17 protein-coding genes are annotated in these 14,994 nt (G+C 71.0%); 4 read left to right on the top strand and 13 right to left on the bottom strand.

Features of this window, described 5'->3' with window-relative positions; translation table 11 throughout:
• Positions 1-354 precede the first annotated feature (354 nt).
• Together D6270_RS25105 and D6270_RS25095 are read right to left on the bottom strand one after the other, a co-directional pair.
• Entirely contained in the window at positions 355-567 is a 213-nt protein-coding gene (locus D6270_RS25105; protein ID WP_003965973.1) for a hypothetical protein, read from the bottom strand.
• A 439-nt stretch (positions 568-1,006) separates the two neighbouring features.
• On the bottom strand, positions 1,007-1,288 hold the full coding sequence (locus D6270_RS25095) for an acylphosphatase (RefSeq protein WP_109163390.1): 282 nt from the start codon (positions 1,286-1,288) through the stop codon (positions 1,007-1,009).
• Positions 1,289-1,457: 169 nt separating this feature from the next.
• On the opposite strand from D6270_RS25095, the gene D6270_RS25090 reads away from it, so the two are divergent.
• Together D6270_RS25090 and D6270_RS25085 are read left to right on the top strand one after the other, a co-directional pair.
• Entirely contained in the window at positions 1,458-2,414 is a 957-nt protein-coding gene (locus D6270_RS25090) for a CAP domain-containing protein (protein WP_109163391.1), read from the top strand.
• 77 nt (positions 2,415-2,491) lie between these two features.
• Positions 2,492-2,878: a winged helix-turn-helix transcriptional regulator gene (locus D6270_RS25085; protein WP_109163392.1), complete on the top strand. Its 387-nt coding sequence runs from the start codon at positions 2,492-2,494 to the stop codon at positions 2,876-2,878.
• On the opposite strand, the gene mutM is transcribed toward D6270_RS25085, so the two are convergent.
• The 9 genes from mutM to D6270_RS25040 form a co-directional block, all read right to left on the bottom strand.
• On the bottom strand, positions 2,851-3,711 hold the full coding sequence (gene mutM, locus D6270_RS25080) for a bifunctional DNA-formamidopyrimidine glycosylase/DNA-(apurinic or apyrimidinic site) lyase (RefSeq protein ID WP_109163393.1): 861 nt from the start codon (positions 3,709-3,711) through the stop codon (positions 2,851-2,853). The two genes, D6270_RS25085 and mutM, sit on opposite strands and share 28 nt — an antisense overlap.
• 110 nt (positions 3,712-3,821) lie before the next feature.
• Complete coding sequence (rnc, locus tag D6270_RS25075) at positions 3,822-4,646, bottom strand: ribonuclease III (RefSeq protein ID WP_109163394.1); 825 nt, start codon at positions 4,644-4,646, stop codon at positions 3,822-3,824.
• Positions 4,647-4,665: 19 nt separating this feature from the next.
• Positions 4,666-4,839 (bottom strand): 50S ribosomal protein L32, encoded by a 174-nt coding sequence (gene rpmF, locus D6270_RS25070; protein WP_003965982.1) that lies wholly within the window; start codon positions 4,837-4,839, stop codon positions 4,666-4,668.
• A 2-nt stretch (positions 4,840-4,841) separates the two neighbouring features.
• Positions 4,842-5,450 carry a YceD family protein gene (locus D6270_RS25065; protein ID WP_084749872.1) on the bottom strand — a complete coding sequence of 203 codons (609 nt, stop codon included), beginning with the start codon at positions 5,448-5,450 and terminating at the stop codon, positions 4,842-4,844.
• Between the two features lie 221 nt (positions 5,451-5,671).
• The gene (locus tag D6270_RS25060; protein WP_109163395.1) at positions 5,672-6,799 is read right to left on the bottom strand and encodes an ATP synthase subunit B family protein; all 1,128 of its coding nucleotides are present in this window, start codon (positions 6,797-6,799) and stop codon (positions 5,672-5,674) included.
• Between the two features lie 99 nt (positions 6,800-6,898).
• A complete protein-coding gene (coaD, locus tag D6270_RS25055) occupies positions 6,899-7,378 on the bottom strand; it encodes a pantetheine-phosphate adenylyltransferase (RefSeq protein WP_204117189.1) in 480 nt (159 codons plus the stop codon).
• 26 nt (positions 7,379-7,404) lie between these two features.
• Positions 7,405-7,989, bottom strand: coding sequence for a 16S rRNA (guanine(966)-N(2))-methyltransferase RsmD (gene rsmD / locus D6270_RS25050; protein WP_109163397.1), 585 nt, complete (start codon positions 7,987-7,989; stop codon positions 7,405-7,407).
• Between the two features lie 128 nt (positions 7,990-8,117).
• Positions 8,118-10,343 (bottom strand): ATP-dependent DNA helicase RecG, encoded by a 2,226-nt coding sequence (recG, locus tag D6270_RS25045; protein WP_204117056.1) that lies wholly within the window; start codon positions 10,341-10,343, stop codon positions 8,118-8,120.
• A gap of 49 nt (positions 10,344-10,392) precedes the next feature.
• Positions 10,393-12,135, bottom strand: coding sequence for a DAK2 domain-containing protein (locus D6270_RS25040; protein WP_109163399.1), 1,743 nt, complete (start codon positions 12,133-12,135; stop codon positions 10,393-10,395).
• A 255-nt stretch (positions 12,136-12,390) separates the two neighbouring features.
• Between D6270_RS25040 and rpmB the strand changes: the two genes are divergently transcribed.
• The gene (rpmB, locus tag D6270_RS25035) at positions 12,391-12,576 is read left to right on the top strand and encodes a 50S ribosomal protein L28 (protein ID WP_003965989.1); all 186 of its coding nucleotides are present in this window, start codon (positions 12,391-12,393) and stop codon (positions 12,574-12,576) included.
• Positions 12,577-12,662: 86 nt separating this feature from the next.
• Here the strand turns inward: rpmB and thiD are convergent, their stop codons facing one another.
• Together thiD and D6270_RS25025 are read right to left on the bottom strand one after the other, a co-directional pair.
• Positions 12,663-13,472 carry a bifunctional hydroxymethylpyrimidine kinase/phosphomethylpyrimidine kinase gene (gene thiD / locus D6270_RS25030; RefSeq protein WP_109163400.1) on the bottom strand — a complete coding sequence of 270 codons (810 nt, stop codon included), beginning with the start codon at positions 13,470-13,472 and terminating at the stop codon, positions 12,663-12,665.
• Positions 13,473-13,536: 64 nt separating this feature from the next.
• Positions 13,537-14,508, bottom strand: coding sequence for a thiamine-phosphate kinase (locus D6270_RS25025; RefSeq protein ID WP_093694863.1), 972 nt, complete (start codon positions 14,506-14,508; stop codon positions 13,537-13,539).
• A 240-nt stretch (positions 14,509-14,748) separates the two neighbouring features.
• Here D6270_RS25025 and D6270_RS25020 point away from each other — a divergent pair, with 240 nt between their 5' ends.
• The gene (locus D6270_RS25020; RefSeq protein WP_015611652.1) at positions 14,749-14,982 is read left to right on the top strand and encodes an Lrp/AsnC family transcriptional regulator; all 234 of its coding nucleotides are present in this window, start codon (positions 14,749-14,751) and stop codon (positions 14,980-14,982) included.
• The last annotated feature ends 12 nt before the right edge of the window (positions 14,983-14,994 follow it).

Below are 14,994 nucleotides of genomic sequence, written 5' to 3'. Positions count from 1 at the left end.
CGGACTCTACCTTTCCCTCTCGGTTTCGGTCGTGAAGGTGCAGGGCACATCAGACGGTAAGCGAGAGGGATCGGGTGGGGGCCGGGGGGTCCGGGCAAAGAAAAAGGGACGCCGAGGCGTCCCTGTAGATCTTGGTGCGTGATCTTGTCGCATGGATCTGGGCGGTCCCGCACGGCGCATCGCCACGGCAGCCGGGGCAGTGCGCTGCCGGTGATCCGGACACAGGGGCCCCTGTCGGTCAGGGACCCGGTCGTCCGGGGACGGCGATCCGTGACACAGGACGGATCAGATATGGGGAGATGTTCCTAGGCTGATGAGACTGCTCAGCCCGACCGGCCCCGCTGGGGCCTTCGGTCAGGTCAGCGCAGGCTCGCCCTGGGGTACGTCGATGTCGATGCTGTCGAGCAGCGACTCCTGGTGCTGAGCGGCGGCGTTGAGCGCGTCGTTCTCGTCCTGGATCCGGTTGAGCTCGGATTCCAGGTCCTGGACGCGCTGCTGGAGCCGTCGCATCTCGGCGAGAAGTCGCGGGTCGGAACCGCCGACGTAACCGAGAAGCGCCTTTGCCATGATGGATGGTCCTCCACAATGAGTGACCGACCGATGCGGTGTGGGTCGTCAGGGGGTCGCACCCGCGGTGCTCGGCAGGGCTCTGTCACCACTGCGGTTCTGCTGCATATCAGCTCTACCGAACAGCTAAGGTGCGCGGGGTTTTCAGCGTCTCACCAAAAACTTTGACGGTCAACACGATCACACCGCGTGGAGCCGGGTGTCCCGGGGGTACGCGGCCGGACGATCATGCGGCGCGACTCTCCTGCGGGACCCCGACAGGTGTGGGGATCTTCGTCAATGCCGCAGCCTTGCACGACATTCCGCATCTGGCAACCATCGGTCGCCGCGCGGTCCTTTCGCAGGTCATTTCGGGTGCCGGGGGTCCAGGAGGCCGGCCCGTGACCGTTCGCTCCGGCGCGTTCACCGAGCGGATCGGGGACGCCGGCGCGAGCTCGTATCAGCGGATGGCGAATCCGTCGTAACCGCCGCGCGGGGTGTCCCAGATCTCAGTGACTCCGTCCACGCGCCCGGGTGTGTCGTCGGACCGCAGCCAATCCAGCAGACGGTGGCAATTGTCACGTGATCCTTCGGCGACGACCTGTACCCGGCCGTCGTCGAGATTGAGTGCAAAGCCCACGAGTCCACCGATCTCCAAAGCATTTGCCCTGGTGAACCAGCGGAAGCCTACTTGCTGTACTCGGCCGCGTACCCAGGCGACCAGCCGTGCCTCTTCGTTCATGCCCGAACGCTAACCGGCCAATTGCGTCAAGAGCACGGCGGCCCCTTTGAGCCATGGCGTACAGTCCCGTCGCAATAGCCTCACTCGTTCGGGTGAGTACGGGGACCACGATCGACCGGTAATCGGGTGACGTCGCTGCGACGTCCGGAGCATCAGGAAGGCACAGCGCATGGGACGCCATCGACGATCCGCCGCAGGCCCCGCCGCTGAAGAACCCGCGGCCGGAGCGGCCTCGCGGCATCGGGGCGCGCGCCGGAAGAAGAAGTCCACGGTGCCGGTGCGCACCGGGCTCCTCGGTGCCTCGGCCGCGATGGCGGTCGGCGCGGTCGCCGTCGCCTCGGGCCTGCTCCCCGGCGGCGACACCTACACCACGGGTGGCGGGAACGCGGCCGACCAGGTCCGCACCGGCGGCGCCCCCGACCTGCTGACGCAACAGGGCGGCTCCAGCGCTCCGGCCGACCGGTCCTCCTCCCCCGCCGGCCGGGGCACCGAGCGCCCCGAGGCCCCGTCGAAGACCCCCTCCAAGACGCCGTCGAAGTCGCCCTCCAGCAGCGCGTCGAAGACCCCGTCGAAGTCGGCCGCGCCCTCCACGACCCCTTCGAAGAAGCCGGCCGCCGCCCCGTCCGAGCGGTCGAAGGCGCCCACCACGGCCTCGAAGCAGAGCACCTCCCCGGCGAGCAGGGCCCCGGCCCCGCCGAAGACCTCCGCCGCCCCGCCGCCCAGCAAGAGGCCCGCCCCCTCGCCCTCCGACACCTCGGCCCGCGCCGAGGTGCTGGCCCTGGTGAACCAGGAGCGCGCGAAGGTCGGCTGCTCCCCGCTGACCACCAGCACCGCGCTGACCTCGCTGGCCCAGAACTTCAGCGAGGACATGGCGGCCCGCGGCTTCTTCGACCACACCGACCCGGACGGCGACACCCCCTGGGACCGCGCCGCCCAGGCCGGCGTACAGGGACTCGCCGCGGAGAACATCGCCCGCGGCCAGGCCGACGCCCGGGCCGTGATGGACGGCTGGATGAACAGCGACGGCCACCGCGCGAACATTCTCAACTGCGACTACAAGACGATCGGCATCGGCATCCACGAGGGCTCCGGCGGCCCGTGGTGGGTCCAGAACTTCGGCTTCTGAGCCCGAAGGAGACGGCTTCGCTTACGCCCGTACAGCGCCCCCTCTGAGGGGGCGCTGTACGGGCGTAAGCTGGTGAAATGGCCAGCGACATGGACGATCTCGCCTTCGACGTCTTCTCCCGGCAGTGCCCCTCACGCTCCACGCTGGAGCACGCCACCGGCCGCTGGGGCAGTCTGACGCTGGGCGCGCTGTACGAGGAGAGCCTGCGGTTCAACGAGCTGCGCCGCCGGGTCGACGGGGTCAGCGAGAAGATGCTCTCCCAGACGCTGCACGCCCTGGAGCGTGACGGGCTCGTCCTGCGCGAGGCGCAGCCCGTCAACCCGCCCCGGGTGGATTACGAGCTCACCCCGCTCGGCCGGGAGGTCGCGGAGCGGCTTCTGGGGCTGATCCATCTCGTCCAAGGGCGGATGGACGACGTGCTCGCCGCCCGGACGCGTTACGACGAGGCGCGCGGCGGGCGCTGACAGCGCGGGCAGAAGTAGCTGGACCGGTTCATCCAGGCGCGGCGGCGCATCGGCGTCCCGCAGCGGCGGCACGGCTCGCCCTCCCGGCCGTACGCGTCGAGCGACCGGTCGAAGTAGCCGGACTCGCCGTTCACGTTGACGTACAGGCTGTCGAAGCTGGTGCCGCCCTGGGCGAGCGCCGCGTTCATCACGTCCCGGGCGTGGCCGAGGAGTTCGGCGGACTTGGGGCGGGTGAGGGTGGCGGTGGGCCGGTCGTAGTGGAGCTTGGACCGCCAGAGCGCCTCGTCCGCGTAGATGTTGCCGACGCCGCTGATCAGCGACTGGTCCAGGAGCGCGCGCTTGACCGTCGTACGGCGCAGGCGCAGGGCCGTGTGGAACGCGGCGTCGTCGAAGAGCGGGTCCAGCGGGTCCCGGGCGATGTGCGCGATGGTGTCGGGCAGTCCGTCGGGGGTGGTGTCGTGGAGCGAGAGCCCGCCGAAGGTGCGCTGGTCGACGAAGCGCAGCTCGGTGCCGAGAGCGTCGTCGAACCGCAGCCGGATCCGCAGGTGCTTCTCGTCGGGCGCGTCCACGGGCTGCACCAGCAGCTGTCCGCTCATGCCGAGGTGGCCGAGGAGCGAGGAGGCGGCCTCGTCGATCGGCACCCAGAGGTATTTGCCGCGCCGCATCGCCGTACCGAACCGGACCCCGCGCAGCCGGGCGGCGAAGTCCACGCCGCCCGCGAGGTGCCGGCGGACCGAGCGCGGGTGCAGCACCTCGACATCGGTGACGGTCCGGCCGCTGACCCAGCGCTCCAGGCCCCGGCGTACGACTTCGACCTCGGGCAGCTCGGGCACGGTGGACCACTCCAGACACGGTGAGCGTAGTGCGGGAGCACGGGACCGGCTCCCCCGGGACAGGGCGAACCCCCCGGTGCACAGGGCACCGAGGGGTTCGGGGTGCTGCTTCAGGCCGGAGCGGCGTCCGAGTCCGGCGACGGGTCGGCAGGGGTGTCGGCGGCCCCTCCGTCGGCCGCGGACTTCTCCGCGGCCTGCCGTGCCTCTGCGGCGGCGCTGATCTCACGCCAGGCGGACTCCGCCGCCTGCTGCTCCGCTTCCTTCTTGCTACGGCCGGTGCCGGTGCCGTACGAGACACCACCGACGCGAGCAGCAGCAGTGAAGGTCTTCTCGTGGTCCGGGCCGGTCTCCGTGACGAGGTACTCGGGGACTCCGAGGCTCTCGCTCGCGGTGAGCTCCTGGAGACTGGTCTTCCAGTCCAGGCCGGCACCGAGGTTCGAGGACCTGTCGATCAGCGGGTCGAAGAGCCGGTGGACCAGCTCCGAGGCCGCGCCGAGGCCCTGGTCGAGATAGACCGCGCCGATCACTGCTTCCAGTGTGTCGGCGAGGATGGAAGCCTTGTCCCGCCCACCCGTACCCTCTTCACCGCGGCCGAGCCGGATGAAGGAGCCGAGTTCGAGGCCGCGGCCCACTTCCGCAAGCGCACGCGAGTTGACCACCGCGGCCCGCAACTTGGCCAGCTGGCCTTCGGGCAGGTCGGGGTGGGTGCGGTACAGCGTGTCCGTGACCACCAGGCCGAGCACCGAATCCCCGAGGAATTCGAGCCGCTCGTTGGTGGGCAGACCGCCGTTCTCGTATGCGTACGAACGGTGGGTCAACGCACGCACCAGAAGGGCGGACTCGAGGTGATACCCGAGCCGCCCTTCCAGAAGCGTGTGGGACGAGGCTGTGTTGACGTTGTCTGCCTGCTTCTTGGCGCTGGACAACTCAGACATCGGGCCTCTCACCAGCCGCTCAGACCTCGAGGACCTGGCGCTTGTTGTAGGTGCCGCAGCTCGGGCACGCAATGTGCTGGAGCTTCGGCTCCTGGCAACGCTCGCACGAAACCAGGGTGGGGACCGCAGCCTTCCACTGCGACCGGCGGTGGCGCGTGTTGCTGCGCGACATCTTCCGCTTCGGAACAGCCACGGCTACTTCTCCTGCTTCTCGTCGACGCCAGGTTCGGCGCCGCCCATGTTGTCCTTCTCGCCGTCCTGAACGGTCTCGGCGAGTCCTTGCAGTGCCGCCCAACGGATGTCGACGGCGTCGTGGTGGTGGCCCGGGTTCTCGTCCAGCCTGATTCCGCATTCGGAACACAGACCGGCGCAGGTCTCCTTGCACACCGGCTGCATGGGCAGTGCGAGCACTACCGCGTCACGCAGCACTGACTCGAGGTCGAACAAGCCGTCCTCGAGGAAGAACCTGTCCTCGTCGTCCTCGGCGTCGTCGGCCGGGTCCGCAGGGCGGCCCCGGTCATCGGCGTCAGGGTACGAGAACATCTCCTGGAAATCCGCGTCGACCTCGACGGTCAGCGGCTCCAGACACCTTACGCACTCCCCCTCGGCGCTCGCACGGGCGGTCCCTGTGACAAGCACCCCTTCCATGACCGATTCGAGTCGGAGGTCCAGCTCCAGGGGCGCGCCTTCCGGCACACCGATGACGCCGTCGATGCCGAGAACCGGTGAACCGGGTGCGTCCACCGTGCGGGAGAGCCGCTTCAGGGCACCAGGACGCCGACCCAGCTCGCGCGTATCGAACACGAGAGGGTTGCGGTGGTCGAGGTTGCCGTTCAGGGCGTTTCCTGCTTTCGAATCATGGGGGTCGTACGTGCTGCTGAGGGGAGGGGCCGTCTACGGTCCGGAGTCAAATCGTCCCGATTCGTAGACGAAACGGGCAGCCGAAATCGCGGACCTATGTGCGACCGAGGATTCAGGATACTGGACGGACGGCTCAGCACCCAATCGGACCAGCCCGGCCTGGATCAGCGGCCCTCTTCGTAGCGGCGCAGCTGCTCCAGGTCGATCATGCTGGTGTCGAAGAGGCTGGTCTCGTCCAGCGCGCCCTGGTTCTGCTGGGCGGGCGCCTGGGGCTGCTGCTGCCAGCCGTACTCCGGCTGGGCCTGCGGCTGGGGCGGGTACTGGTTCGGGTCGTAGGCGGGCTGCTGGTAGGCCGCGTACGGGTCCGGCACCTGCTGGTAGCCGTACGGATCCTGCCCCTGCTGCTCCTGGTAGCCGTACGACGCCTGCGCGTACTCGGCCTGTCCGTACTCCGGCTGCTGCGCGTAGCCCGGCTCGGCCTGCGGCGGCTGGGCCGGGTACTCAGCCGGACGCTCCTGATAGAGCGGCTGCTGGGGCGCCTGCTGCGGGGCCGGGGTGGCGAGCTCGGCGAGGCCGGCCAGGTAGTCGGCGTCGCTGGTGTGGCCCCGGGCGCCCGCCGCGTCCTGGGCGGCCATGTGGGCCCCCAGGTCGTCGGAGGCGACCCGGCCGTGCAGCTTCTGCCGGCCGCGGCCGACCGCCTCCAGCGTCTTGGCGAGCACCGCCTCGAAGGCGCCGAACTTGGCGTCCACGTAGGCGTCGGCCCGCTGCTTCAGCGTCTCGGGGTCGGCGCTGCGCTCGGGGGCCTCGGCGAAGTCGGGGTCCTGGTAGCCCTGCTCGTCCAGGCCCTGGCCACGGCCGAGCAGCTTCTCGCGGCCTCGGTCGACGGAGCCGATGGTCTTGGTGAGGACGACCTCGAAGTTGGCGAGCTTGCTGTCGACGTAGTCGTCGGCCTCGGCCCGGACCTCCTCGGCCTCGCGGCGGGCCTCGGAGAGGATCCGGTCGGCCTCGCTCTGCGACTGGCGGGCGATCTCGGTCTCGGCGATCAGCGAGGAGCGCTGGGCGTGCGCGGACTGGATGATCCGCTCCGCCTCCTGCCGGGCCTGCTCGGCGAACTGCTCCTGGCCGCCGATCAGCTCCTGGGCGTGGGCGAGCGAGCCGGGCAGGGCCTCGCGGACCTCTTCGAGCATGGCGAGCAGCTCGGCGCGGTTGACCACGCACGAGGCCGACATGGGCATGGCGCGGGCGTTCCCGACCGCTTCGACGATCTCGTCGAGCTTCTTCTGCACGTCCACCGTGTGCTCGCCACTCTCTGCTGCTCTGTTGGAGACGGACGGGACGACTGTAAGGCCAGTCGGCGGCCGCCCGACACCTGGTGACGGACCGTCAGCCGCTCAGCGCTCGCCCAGCCGCTCCGTGAGCGCCTCGTGGACGGTGGGGGGCAGCAGGTGGGAGACGTCGCCGCCCCAGGTCGCGACCTCCTTGACCAGCGAGGACGACAGGAAGCTGTACGTCGGGTTGGTCGGCACGAAGAGGGTCTCGACGCCGGAGAGGCCGTTGTTCATCTGGGCCATCTGGAGCTCGTAGTCGAAGTCGCTGACGGCCCGCAGGCCCTTCACGATCGCCGGGATCTCCCGCTGCTTGCAGAAGTCGACCAGCAGGCCGTGGAAGGACTCCACCTCGACGTTGCCGAAGTCGGCGGTGACCTCGCGGATCAGGTCGATCCGCTCCTCCACGGTGAACAGCCCCTTCTTGGACTGGTTGATCATCACCGCGACGTGGACCACGTCGTACAGCTTGGAGGCTCGTCCGATGATGTCGAGATGTCCGTTGGTGATGGGGTCGAAAGACCCCGGACAGACGGCGCGGCGCACTGTGATTCCCTCGCTCTCCGGTCCGGTCATCGTGCGTCTTCGCACGTAGCGGCGGCGCGACCGTACCAAAGCGTTCCCTCGCCGTAGCGACGGGCCCGCAGTGGCTCGAATCCGGCGGGCCAGCCGAATTCTCCGCCCCGGGTGCTGCGTTCCACGGTGACGAGCGCATCGTCCGTGAGCCACCCCTGAGCACGGAGTGTGAGCAGGATCTCGCGAAGATCGTCGTCGGTGACGGCGTACGGCGGGTCCAGGAAGACGATGTCGTACGGGTCGGAGGGCGCCGGTCCCGTCACGATCTGCTCGGCTCTGCCGGTACGGACCTCGGCGCCGGGCAGCCCGAGGGTGCGGACGTTGTCCCGGACGGTGCGCACCGCCTTCTGGTCCGCCTCGACGAGAAGGGCGTGCACCGCGCCCCGGGAGAGCGCTTCGAGGCCGACGGCACCGGATCCGGCGTACAGGTCGGCGACGCGGACGCCTTCGAGGGTGCCGAGCAGCGCTTCCCAGGTGGAGAAGAGGCCCTCGCGCGCACGGTCGGAGGTGGGGCGGGTGCCGGTGCCGGGCGGTACGGCCAGGCGGCGTCCGCCGGCCGATCCGGCGATCACGCGGGTCATGGGTGTCTGGTCCTCGGGGTCGGGGGCGGGTGCGGGGGCTCACGGCGGGCGCGTGCCGTCCGTACGTCTACGGGCTGTGCGTCCACGATATGGCGTGCGGCCCGCACCGGCTGGGCAGCCCCGTGCGCTCACCCCTTGTCCAGATACTCCTCCCGGTCCTTGTCCAGCAGCGCGGCCAGCACCGTGCGCAGCTCCGGCAGGTGCTCCAGCTCCGGGTCGGCGGCGACGGTCGCGACGGCCTCCTCGCGGGCGGCGGCGATGACCTCCTCGTCGTCGATGACGGTGAGCATCCGCAGTGAGGAGCGCACCCCGGACTGGGCCTGGCCGAGCACATCGCCCTCGCGGCGTTGCTCCAGGTCGATCCGGGAGAGCTCGAAGCCGTCGAGGGTGGCGGCGACGGCGGAGAGGCGGGCGCGGGCGGGGCTCGCCTCGTGGGCCTCGCTGACCAGCAGGCAGAGCCCGGGGGCCGAGCCACGGCCGACGCGGCCGCGGAGCTGGTGGAGCTGGGAGACGCCGAACCGGTCGGCGTCCATGATCACCATGGCGGTGGCGTTGGGAACGTTGACCCCGACCTCGATGACGGTGGTGGCGACCAGGACGTCGGCGTCCCCGGCGGCGAACCGGCGCATCACGTCATCCTTCTCGTCGGGGTGCATCCTCCCGTGCAGCACCTCGACGCTCAGCCCGGCCAGCGCACCCTTGCGCAGCTCGTCCGCGATCTCCAGGACGGCGAGCGGCGGCCGCTTCTCCGGGTCCTCCTCGGCGGCCTTGGCGGATGCCTTCTTCGCGGCCTTCCCCTTCTTCCCCTCGGCCTCCTCCGCGTCGTCGCCGATGCGGGGGCAGACCACGTACGCCTGGTGGCCGTTCTCCACCTCCTCACGGACGCGCTCCCAGGCGCGGGCGAGGAAGTGCGGCTTGTCCTTGGCGGGGACGACATGGCTGGCGATCGGGGAACGGCCGGCCGGGAGCTGGTCCAGGACGGAGGTCTCCAGGTCGCCGAAGACGGTCATCGCGACCGTACGGGGGATGGGGGTGGCGGTCATGACGAGGAGGTGGGGCGGCTGCTTCCCCTTGGAGCGGAGGGCGTCGCGCTGTTCGACGCCGAAGCGGTGCTGCTCGTCGACGACCACGAGCCCGAGGTCGTGGAACTGGACCTTGTCCTCGATCAGGGCGTGGGTGCCGATGACGATCCCGGCCTCGCCGGTGACCAGGTCCAGCAGGGCCTGCCGGCGGGCCGCCGTCCCCATGGAGCCGGTGAGCAGGACGACCTTGGTGCCCTGGTCCGAGCCGCCCAGCATGCCGCCCTCGGCGAGCTCGCCCATCATCTCGGTGATGGAACGGTGGTGCTGCTGGGCGAGGACCTCGGTGGGGGCGAGCATCGCGGCCTGGCCCCCGGCGTCCACCACGGTGAGCATGGCGCGCAGGGCCACCATCGTCTTCCCCGAACCGACCTCGCCCTGAAGCAGCCGGTGCATCGGGTGCTCGGTGGCCAGGTCGTCGAAGATCTCCTTGCTGACCTTCTCCTGGCCCTCGGTGAGGGTGAACGGCAGCTTGGCGTCGAAGGCGTCCAGCAGGCCGTCGGCGACCGGGCGGCGGGCGACGGCGGGGAGCTGGGTGTCGGCGTAGCGGCGACGGGCCAGGGCCACCTGGAGGACGAAGGCCTCGTCCCACTTGAGCCGGGCCTTCGCGTCCTCGATGTCCGTCCTCGTCTGCGGCCGGTGCACCTTCAGCAGGGCCTCGGGCAGCGGGGTGAAGCCGCGCCCCTCGCGCAGGGCGGCGGGCAGCGGGTCCACCGCGTCCTGGGCGCTGGGCAGGACGGCGTCCACGGCCTTGGCGATCCGCCAGGAGTCCAGCTGCTTGCAGGCGGGGTAGATCGGCAGCAGCCGTCCGGCGAAGGCGTCGACGGCCTCGGTCGCCTCGTCGGCGTCGGAGGCGTCGAGGAGTTGGTACGTGGGGTGGGCGAGCTGCATCTTCCGGTTGAAGACGGAGACCTTGCCGGCGAACATCGCCTGGCGGCCCGGGAGCAGCTCCTTGTGCGGCTTGTGGACGCCGTGGCCGAAGAAGACGAGCTGGAGGCGGCCGCTGCCGTCGGTGAGGGTGACCTCCAGGCGCTTGCCCCGGCCGTTGTTGAACATCAGGATGCGGGCGTCGGCGACCTGGGCGACCACCGTGACGTGCTCGTCCAGCGGGAGGTCGGCCAGCGCGGTCAGCTTGCCGCGCTCCTCGTACCGCCGCGGGTAGTGGTGCAGCAGATCACCGACCGTGTGCAGGTCGAGGTGTTCGGCCATCACCTTCGCGGTGGCTCCGCCGAGCAGCTTCTTGAGAGGTTCATCGAACGAGGACACGCGATCCATTGCACACCACGGCACTGACAACTGTCCGCCGGGCACGGCCGTGCGGCGGCTACTCGACGCCGATCAGCAGCGGCGCCCGTTGGTGGCCGCCCCGGTAGACCACCGTGTCGACGGCGAGATAACCCTCGCGTACGTGCTCCTCCAGCGCGTCCGCCATCGCGTCCGGGACGTCCTCGCCGAGGACGAGGGTGACCAGTTCGCCGCCGGCCGCCAGCATCCGGTCCAGCACGGTGCGGGCGGTGGCCGGGACGTCGGCGCCGATCACGGCCACGTCGCCGTCGATCAGGCCGAGGATGTCCCCGGCCTGGCAGATACCCGCCATGGTCCACGACTGGCGCTCGGCGACGGCCAGTTCGGCGTAGCGGGTGGCGCCGGCGGCGGCCGTCATGGCGACGACGTCCTCGTCGAAGCCCCGGTCAGGTTCGTGGACGGCGAGGGCAGCGATGCCCTGGACGGCGGCGCGGGTGGGGACGAGGGCGACCCTGACCCCCTCGGTCCTGGCCTGCTCGGCGGCGGCGGCCGCGGTGTGGCGCAGGGCCGCGTCGTTGGGCAGCAGCACCACCTCGCGGGCGTGGGCGCGGCGGATGGCGTCGACGAGTTCGCCGCTGGCGGGGGGTTCGCCGGGGCGGGCGATCACGGTGGTGGCGCCGGCCTCGGTGCAGAGCCCGGCCAGACCGTCGCCGGGGACCACGACGACGACGGCGCGCTGGGCGGGTTCGGACTGGACGCGGACGTCGTGGCCGCTCTCGGTGGCGAAGTGGGTGATCCGGATCCGGTACGGCCGCCCGGCCTCGACGCCCGCCTCCACGGCGGCCCCGGCGTCGTCGACATGGACGTGGACGTGCCAGAGCCCGTCGCCGCCGACCACGACGAGGGAGTCACCGAGCGCGTCGAGCCGGGTCCGCAACCGGTCCACCTGCTCGTCGCGGGCCTCCAGGAGGTAGATCACCTCGAAGGCGGGCCCGCCTTCGTCCGCGTCCTCGGGGCAGTCGATCGGGCCGGCCGCAGCCGCCAAGCCGGGGGTCCCGTGCGCCGGCCCCTCCACCGCGGTACCGCCCGCCGGGACCGGAACGCCCCCCACCGGCAGCCCCACCACCGACCCGCCGTCCACGGGAGCCGCGGCCTTCCCGGAAGCGGTACGAGGCCCCCGTACCGGCGCCTGCCCGGTCACCGCCTCCACGAGCGCCCCCAGGACCGCCAGCAGCCCGCGTCCTCCGGCGTCCACCACACCGGCCCGGCCGAGCACGGCGAGCTGCTCCGGGGTCCTCGCCAGGGCGGCGCGCGCCCCCTCGTACGCGGCGCTCACCACCGCGCGCAACTCCCGCTCCTCGCCCTGCGCGGCCTCGGCGGCCGCCGTGGCGACGGTCAGCACCGTGCCCTCCACCGGGTGGGCGACGGCCTGCCGGGCGGCGGCGGCGGCCCGGGTCAGGGCCAGGCGCAGGTGGGCCGCGTCGCCACCGTCGGCCAGCACTCCCGCCATGCCGCGCAGCAGCTGGGCCAGGATCGTGCCGGAGTTCCCCCGGGCCCCGATCAGGGCGCCGTGCGCCATGGCGCGTACGGCATCGGCGGTGGCGGGTGCGGTGGTGCCGGTCTCATGGGCGGCGAAGACCGCTTCGACGGCCGCCGCGGCGGACTCGACGGTCAGATAGAGATTGGTGCCGGTGTCCCCGTCGGCGATGGGATAGACGTTGATCGCGTCGATCTCCGCGCGCTCCCGGCCCAGGGCCTCCAGGGCCAGTGAGCACCAGGTGCGCACCGCGACGGCGTCCAGATCGTCGGGGAGCTGCGGCACCGATGGTCCTCCTTGAAGCGGCCGTGGCAACGGGCTGCACCGCAGGTTAGCCCGCCCGCCGGGGCCCGGGCAGCGACAGGGGGCGGGAGGGCGGTGGGCCAACCCGTGGTAGTTTCGTATCTCCGAAGCAGGCGTTGTATGCTGCTTCGGTTGCCCGATGAGAGTCGGGCCATTCCTCCGGTACCGCCACTTCATCCAATGATTCCGGCGCGCCGGAATTCACTGTAAGTGCATCTGAAGTCTTTGGAGTGACCCGTGGCTGCCAACTGCGACGTTTGCGGCAAGGGGCCGAGCTTCGGCAACAGCATTTCGCACTCGCACCGCCGTACGTCCCGTCGCTGGAACCCCAACATCCAGCGCGTGCGTGCCGTGGTCGGTCGGACGCCGAAGCGGCTCAACGTCTGCACCTCGTGCATCAAGGCCGGCAAGGTCGCGCGCTGACGTCTCCGTCGTAGCGCAGCCTTCCGGTTGCCCAAAAAGCCGGTCCACCTCGGTGGACCGGCTTTTTGCTGTCCCGCGGAGGATGATCACTCAGCGGCCCGGGTCCGCCAGCCGTGGTCGACCGGGCCGATGCCGCCGCCGAGCGCGAATCCGGCCCGGATCGCGCCGGTGACGTACGCCTTCGCGCCCTCCACCGCCGTGGGCACGTCCTGGCCGAGCGCGAGCCCGGAGGCGATGGCGGAGGCGAGGGTGCAGCCGGTGCCGTGGGTGTGCCGGTTGTCGTAGCGGGGGGCGCGCAGCCAGTGTTCCGCGCTCCCGTCGGTGAGCAGGTCCACCGCGTCACCGGGCAGGTGCCCGCCCTTGATGAGCGCCCAGCTCGGTCCGAACGCCAGGATCTCCTCGGCGGCCCGGCGCATTCCGTTCTCGTCGGTGACCTGTACGCCCGTGAGCTGGGCCACTTCGTCGAGGTTCGGGGTGGCCACCGTGGCGACGGGCAGCAGCTTCGTCCGTACGGAGTCGAGTGCCTCGGCGGCGAGCAGCGCGTCCCCGTGCTTGGAGACCCCGACCGGGTCGACGACGACGGGGGCGCCGGTCCCGGCAAGGAGTCCGGCGACGGTCTCGACGAGCGCGGCCGAGGCGAGCATCCCGGTCTTCACCGCCTGGACGCCGATGTCGTCGACGACGCTGCGGTACTGGGCGCGTACGGCATCCACCGGAAGCTCCCAGGCGCCCTGGACGCCGAGGGAGTTCTGTGCGGTGACGGCGGTGAGCACGCTCATGCCGTGCACACCGAGGGCGAGCATGGTCTTCAGATCGGCCTGGATCCCCGCACCGCCGCCGGAGTCGGATCCGGCGACGGTGAGGACGCGGGGCGGTACAGCGGTAGGTATGGGCATACGCAGCAATCTAGTACGCGCACACGTGCGCTACCGGTTCACGCGTGAGCCCGGTGCCCGGCCTCTAGTAGGTGTCCTCGATCGCCCCGAAGTGGTCCCAGCCGCCCTTGCTGGTCCAGGGGGCGCCGTCCACGGTGACCTGGGGCAGGGCGGAGGGGTTGAGGACCTCGCCGATCACCTTCCAGCGGGCGGGAAGCTTCGCGTCCGGCGGGAAGGTCGCCACGATCGCGTGGTCCTCCCCCCCGGTCAGCACCCACTGGAGCGGGTCGACGCCGACGGCCTGGCCGATGTCGGACATCTGCGAGGGGATGTCGATGAGACCGGAGCGCAGGTCGATGCGGACCTTGCTGGCCTCGGCGATGTGCCCGAGGTCCGCGACGAGCCCGTCGCTGACGTCGGTCATGGCGGTGGCGCCGAGTCCGGCGGCCGCGGGGCCCGCGTGGTACGGCGGTTCGGGGCGGCGGTGGGCCTCGACGAAGGCGCGGGGCGAGCGGAAGCCGCGGGAGAGCACGGCGTATCCGGCGGCGGACCAGCCGAGCCAGCCGGTGACGGCGACCACGTCGCCGGGCCGGGCGCCGGCGCGGGTGACCGGCTCGTGGTTGCGCAGGTCGCCGAGGGCGGTGATGGCGACGGTGATGGTGTCGCCGCCGACCACGTCGCCGCCGACCACGGCCGCCCCCGCCACCTGGCACTCGTCACGCAGCCCGTCCATCAGCTCGGCGGCCCAGGTGACCGGGAGGTCGGCGGGGACGACGAGGCCGAGGAGCAGCGCGGTGGGCACGGCGCCCATGGCGGCGATGTCGGCGAGGTTCTGCGCCGCCGCCTTGCGACCGACGTCGTACGCCGTCGACCAGTCGCGGCGGAAGTGCCGCCCTTCCAGCAGGATGTCCGTACTGGCCACGACCCTGCGGTCGGGAGCGGCCACGACCGCGGCGTCGTCGCCGGGCCCCAGCCGTACCGCCGGAGTGGTGGTGAGCCGGGACGTGAGCTCTCTGATGAGCCCGAACTCCCCCAACTCGCCCACGGTTCCCTTCACCGAGTCTCACCTCTCATCTATCGCCCCGGACACCCGTCCGGGCCCCCGGTCGCGAGCCGTCACTGCTGTCGGTACCGTCAGGAGAGCTGCCGATACCGTCAAGGGATACGTCAACTTCCGCACTCCGTACGCCACGCTGTGGACGTCATACGGCCCGTAGGTCTCCCCGTCACCCTCGGCGACGCGATAACGTGGCGTCCCTTTCCCCCACATGATCCTCGTGGCCGCCCTGGAGGTTCCGTGGTACAGGCGTACATCCTTATTCAGACCGAGGTGGGCAAGGCGTCGATCGTCGCCGAGACCATCTCCAAGATTCCGGGAGTCATCCAGGCAGAGGACGTCACCGGTCCGTACGACGTGATCGTGCGGGCCCAGGCCGACACGGTCGATGCACTGGGCCGCATGGTGGTCGCCAAAGTGCAGCAGGTGGACGGCATCACACGAACGCTGACCTGTCCGGTCGTCCACCTCTGACCCCCGTCCGGT

The sequence above is a fragment of the Streptomyces griseus subsp. griseus genome (genome assembly GCF_003610995.1).
Taxonomy (GTDB): domain Bacteria; phylum Actinomycetota; class Actinomycetes; order Streptomycetales; family Streptomycetaceae; genus Streptomyces.
The sequence above is the reverse complement of the archived record's forward strand: the minus strand, read 5'-3'. Positions and strand labels throughout refer to the sequence as shown.

Excerpts from the sequence above, each read along its gene's own strand:
- D6270_RS25105 (WP_003965973.1), bottom strand. The coding sequence starts at position 567 with ATGGCAAAGGCGCTTCTCGGTTACGTCGGCGGTTCCGACCCGCGACTT.
- D6270_RS25095 (WP_109163390.1), bottom strand. The coding sequence starts at position 1,288 with ATGAACGAAGAGGCACGGCTGGTCGCCTGGGTACGCGGCCGAGTACAG.
- D6270_RS25090 (WP_109163391.1), top strand. The coding sequence starts at position 1,458 with ATGGGACGCCATCGACGATCCGCCGCAGGCCCCGCCGCTGAAGAACCC.
- D6270_RS25085 (WP_109163392.1), top strand. The coding sequence starts at position 2,492 with ATGGCCAGCGACATGGACGATCTCGCCTTCGACGTCTTCTCCCGGCAG.
- rnc (WP_109163394.1), bottom strand. The coding sequence starts at position 4,646 with ATGTCTGAGTTGTCCAGCGCCAAGAAGCAGGCAGACAACGTCAACACA.
- rsmD (WP_109163397.1), bottom strand. The coding sequence starts at position 7,989 with ATGACCCGCGTGATCGCCGGATCGGCCGGCGGACGCCGCCTGGCCGTA.
- recG (WP_204117056.1), bottom strand. The coding sequence starts at position 10,343 with ATGGATCGCGTGTCCTCGTTCGATGAACCTCTCAAGAAGCTGCTCGGC.
- thiD (WP_109163400.1), bottom strand. The coding sequence starts at position 13,472 with ATGCCCATACCTACCGCTGTACCGCCCCGCGTCCTCACCGTCGCCGGA.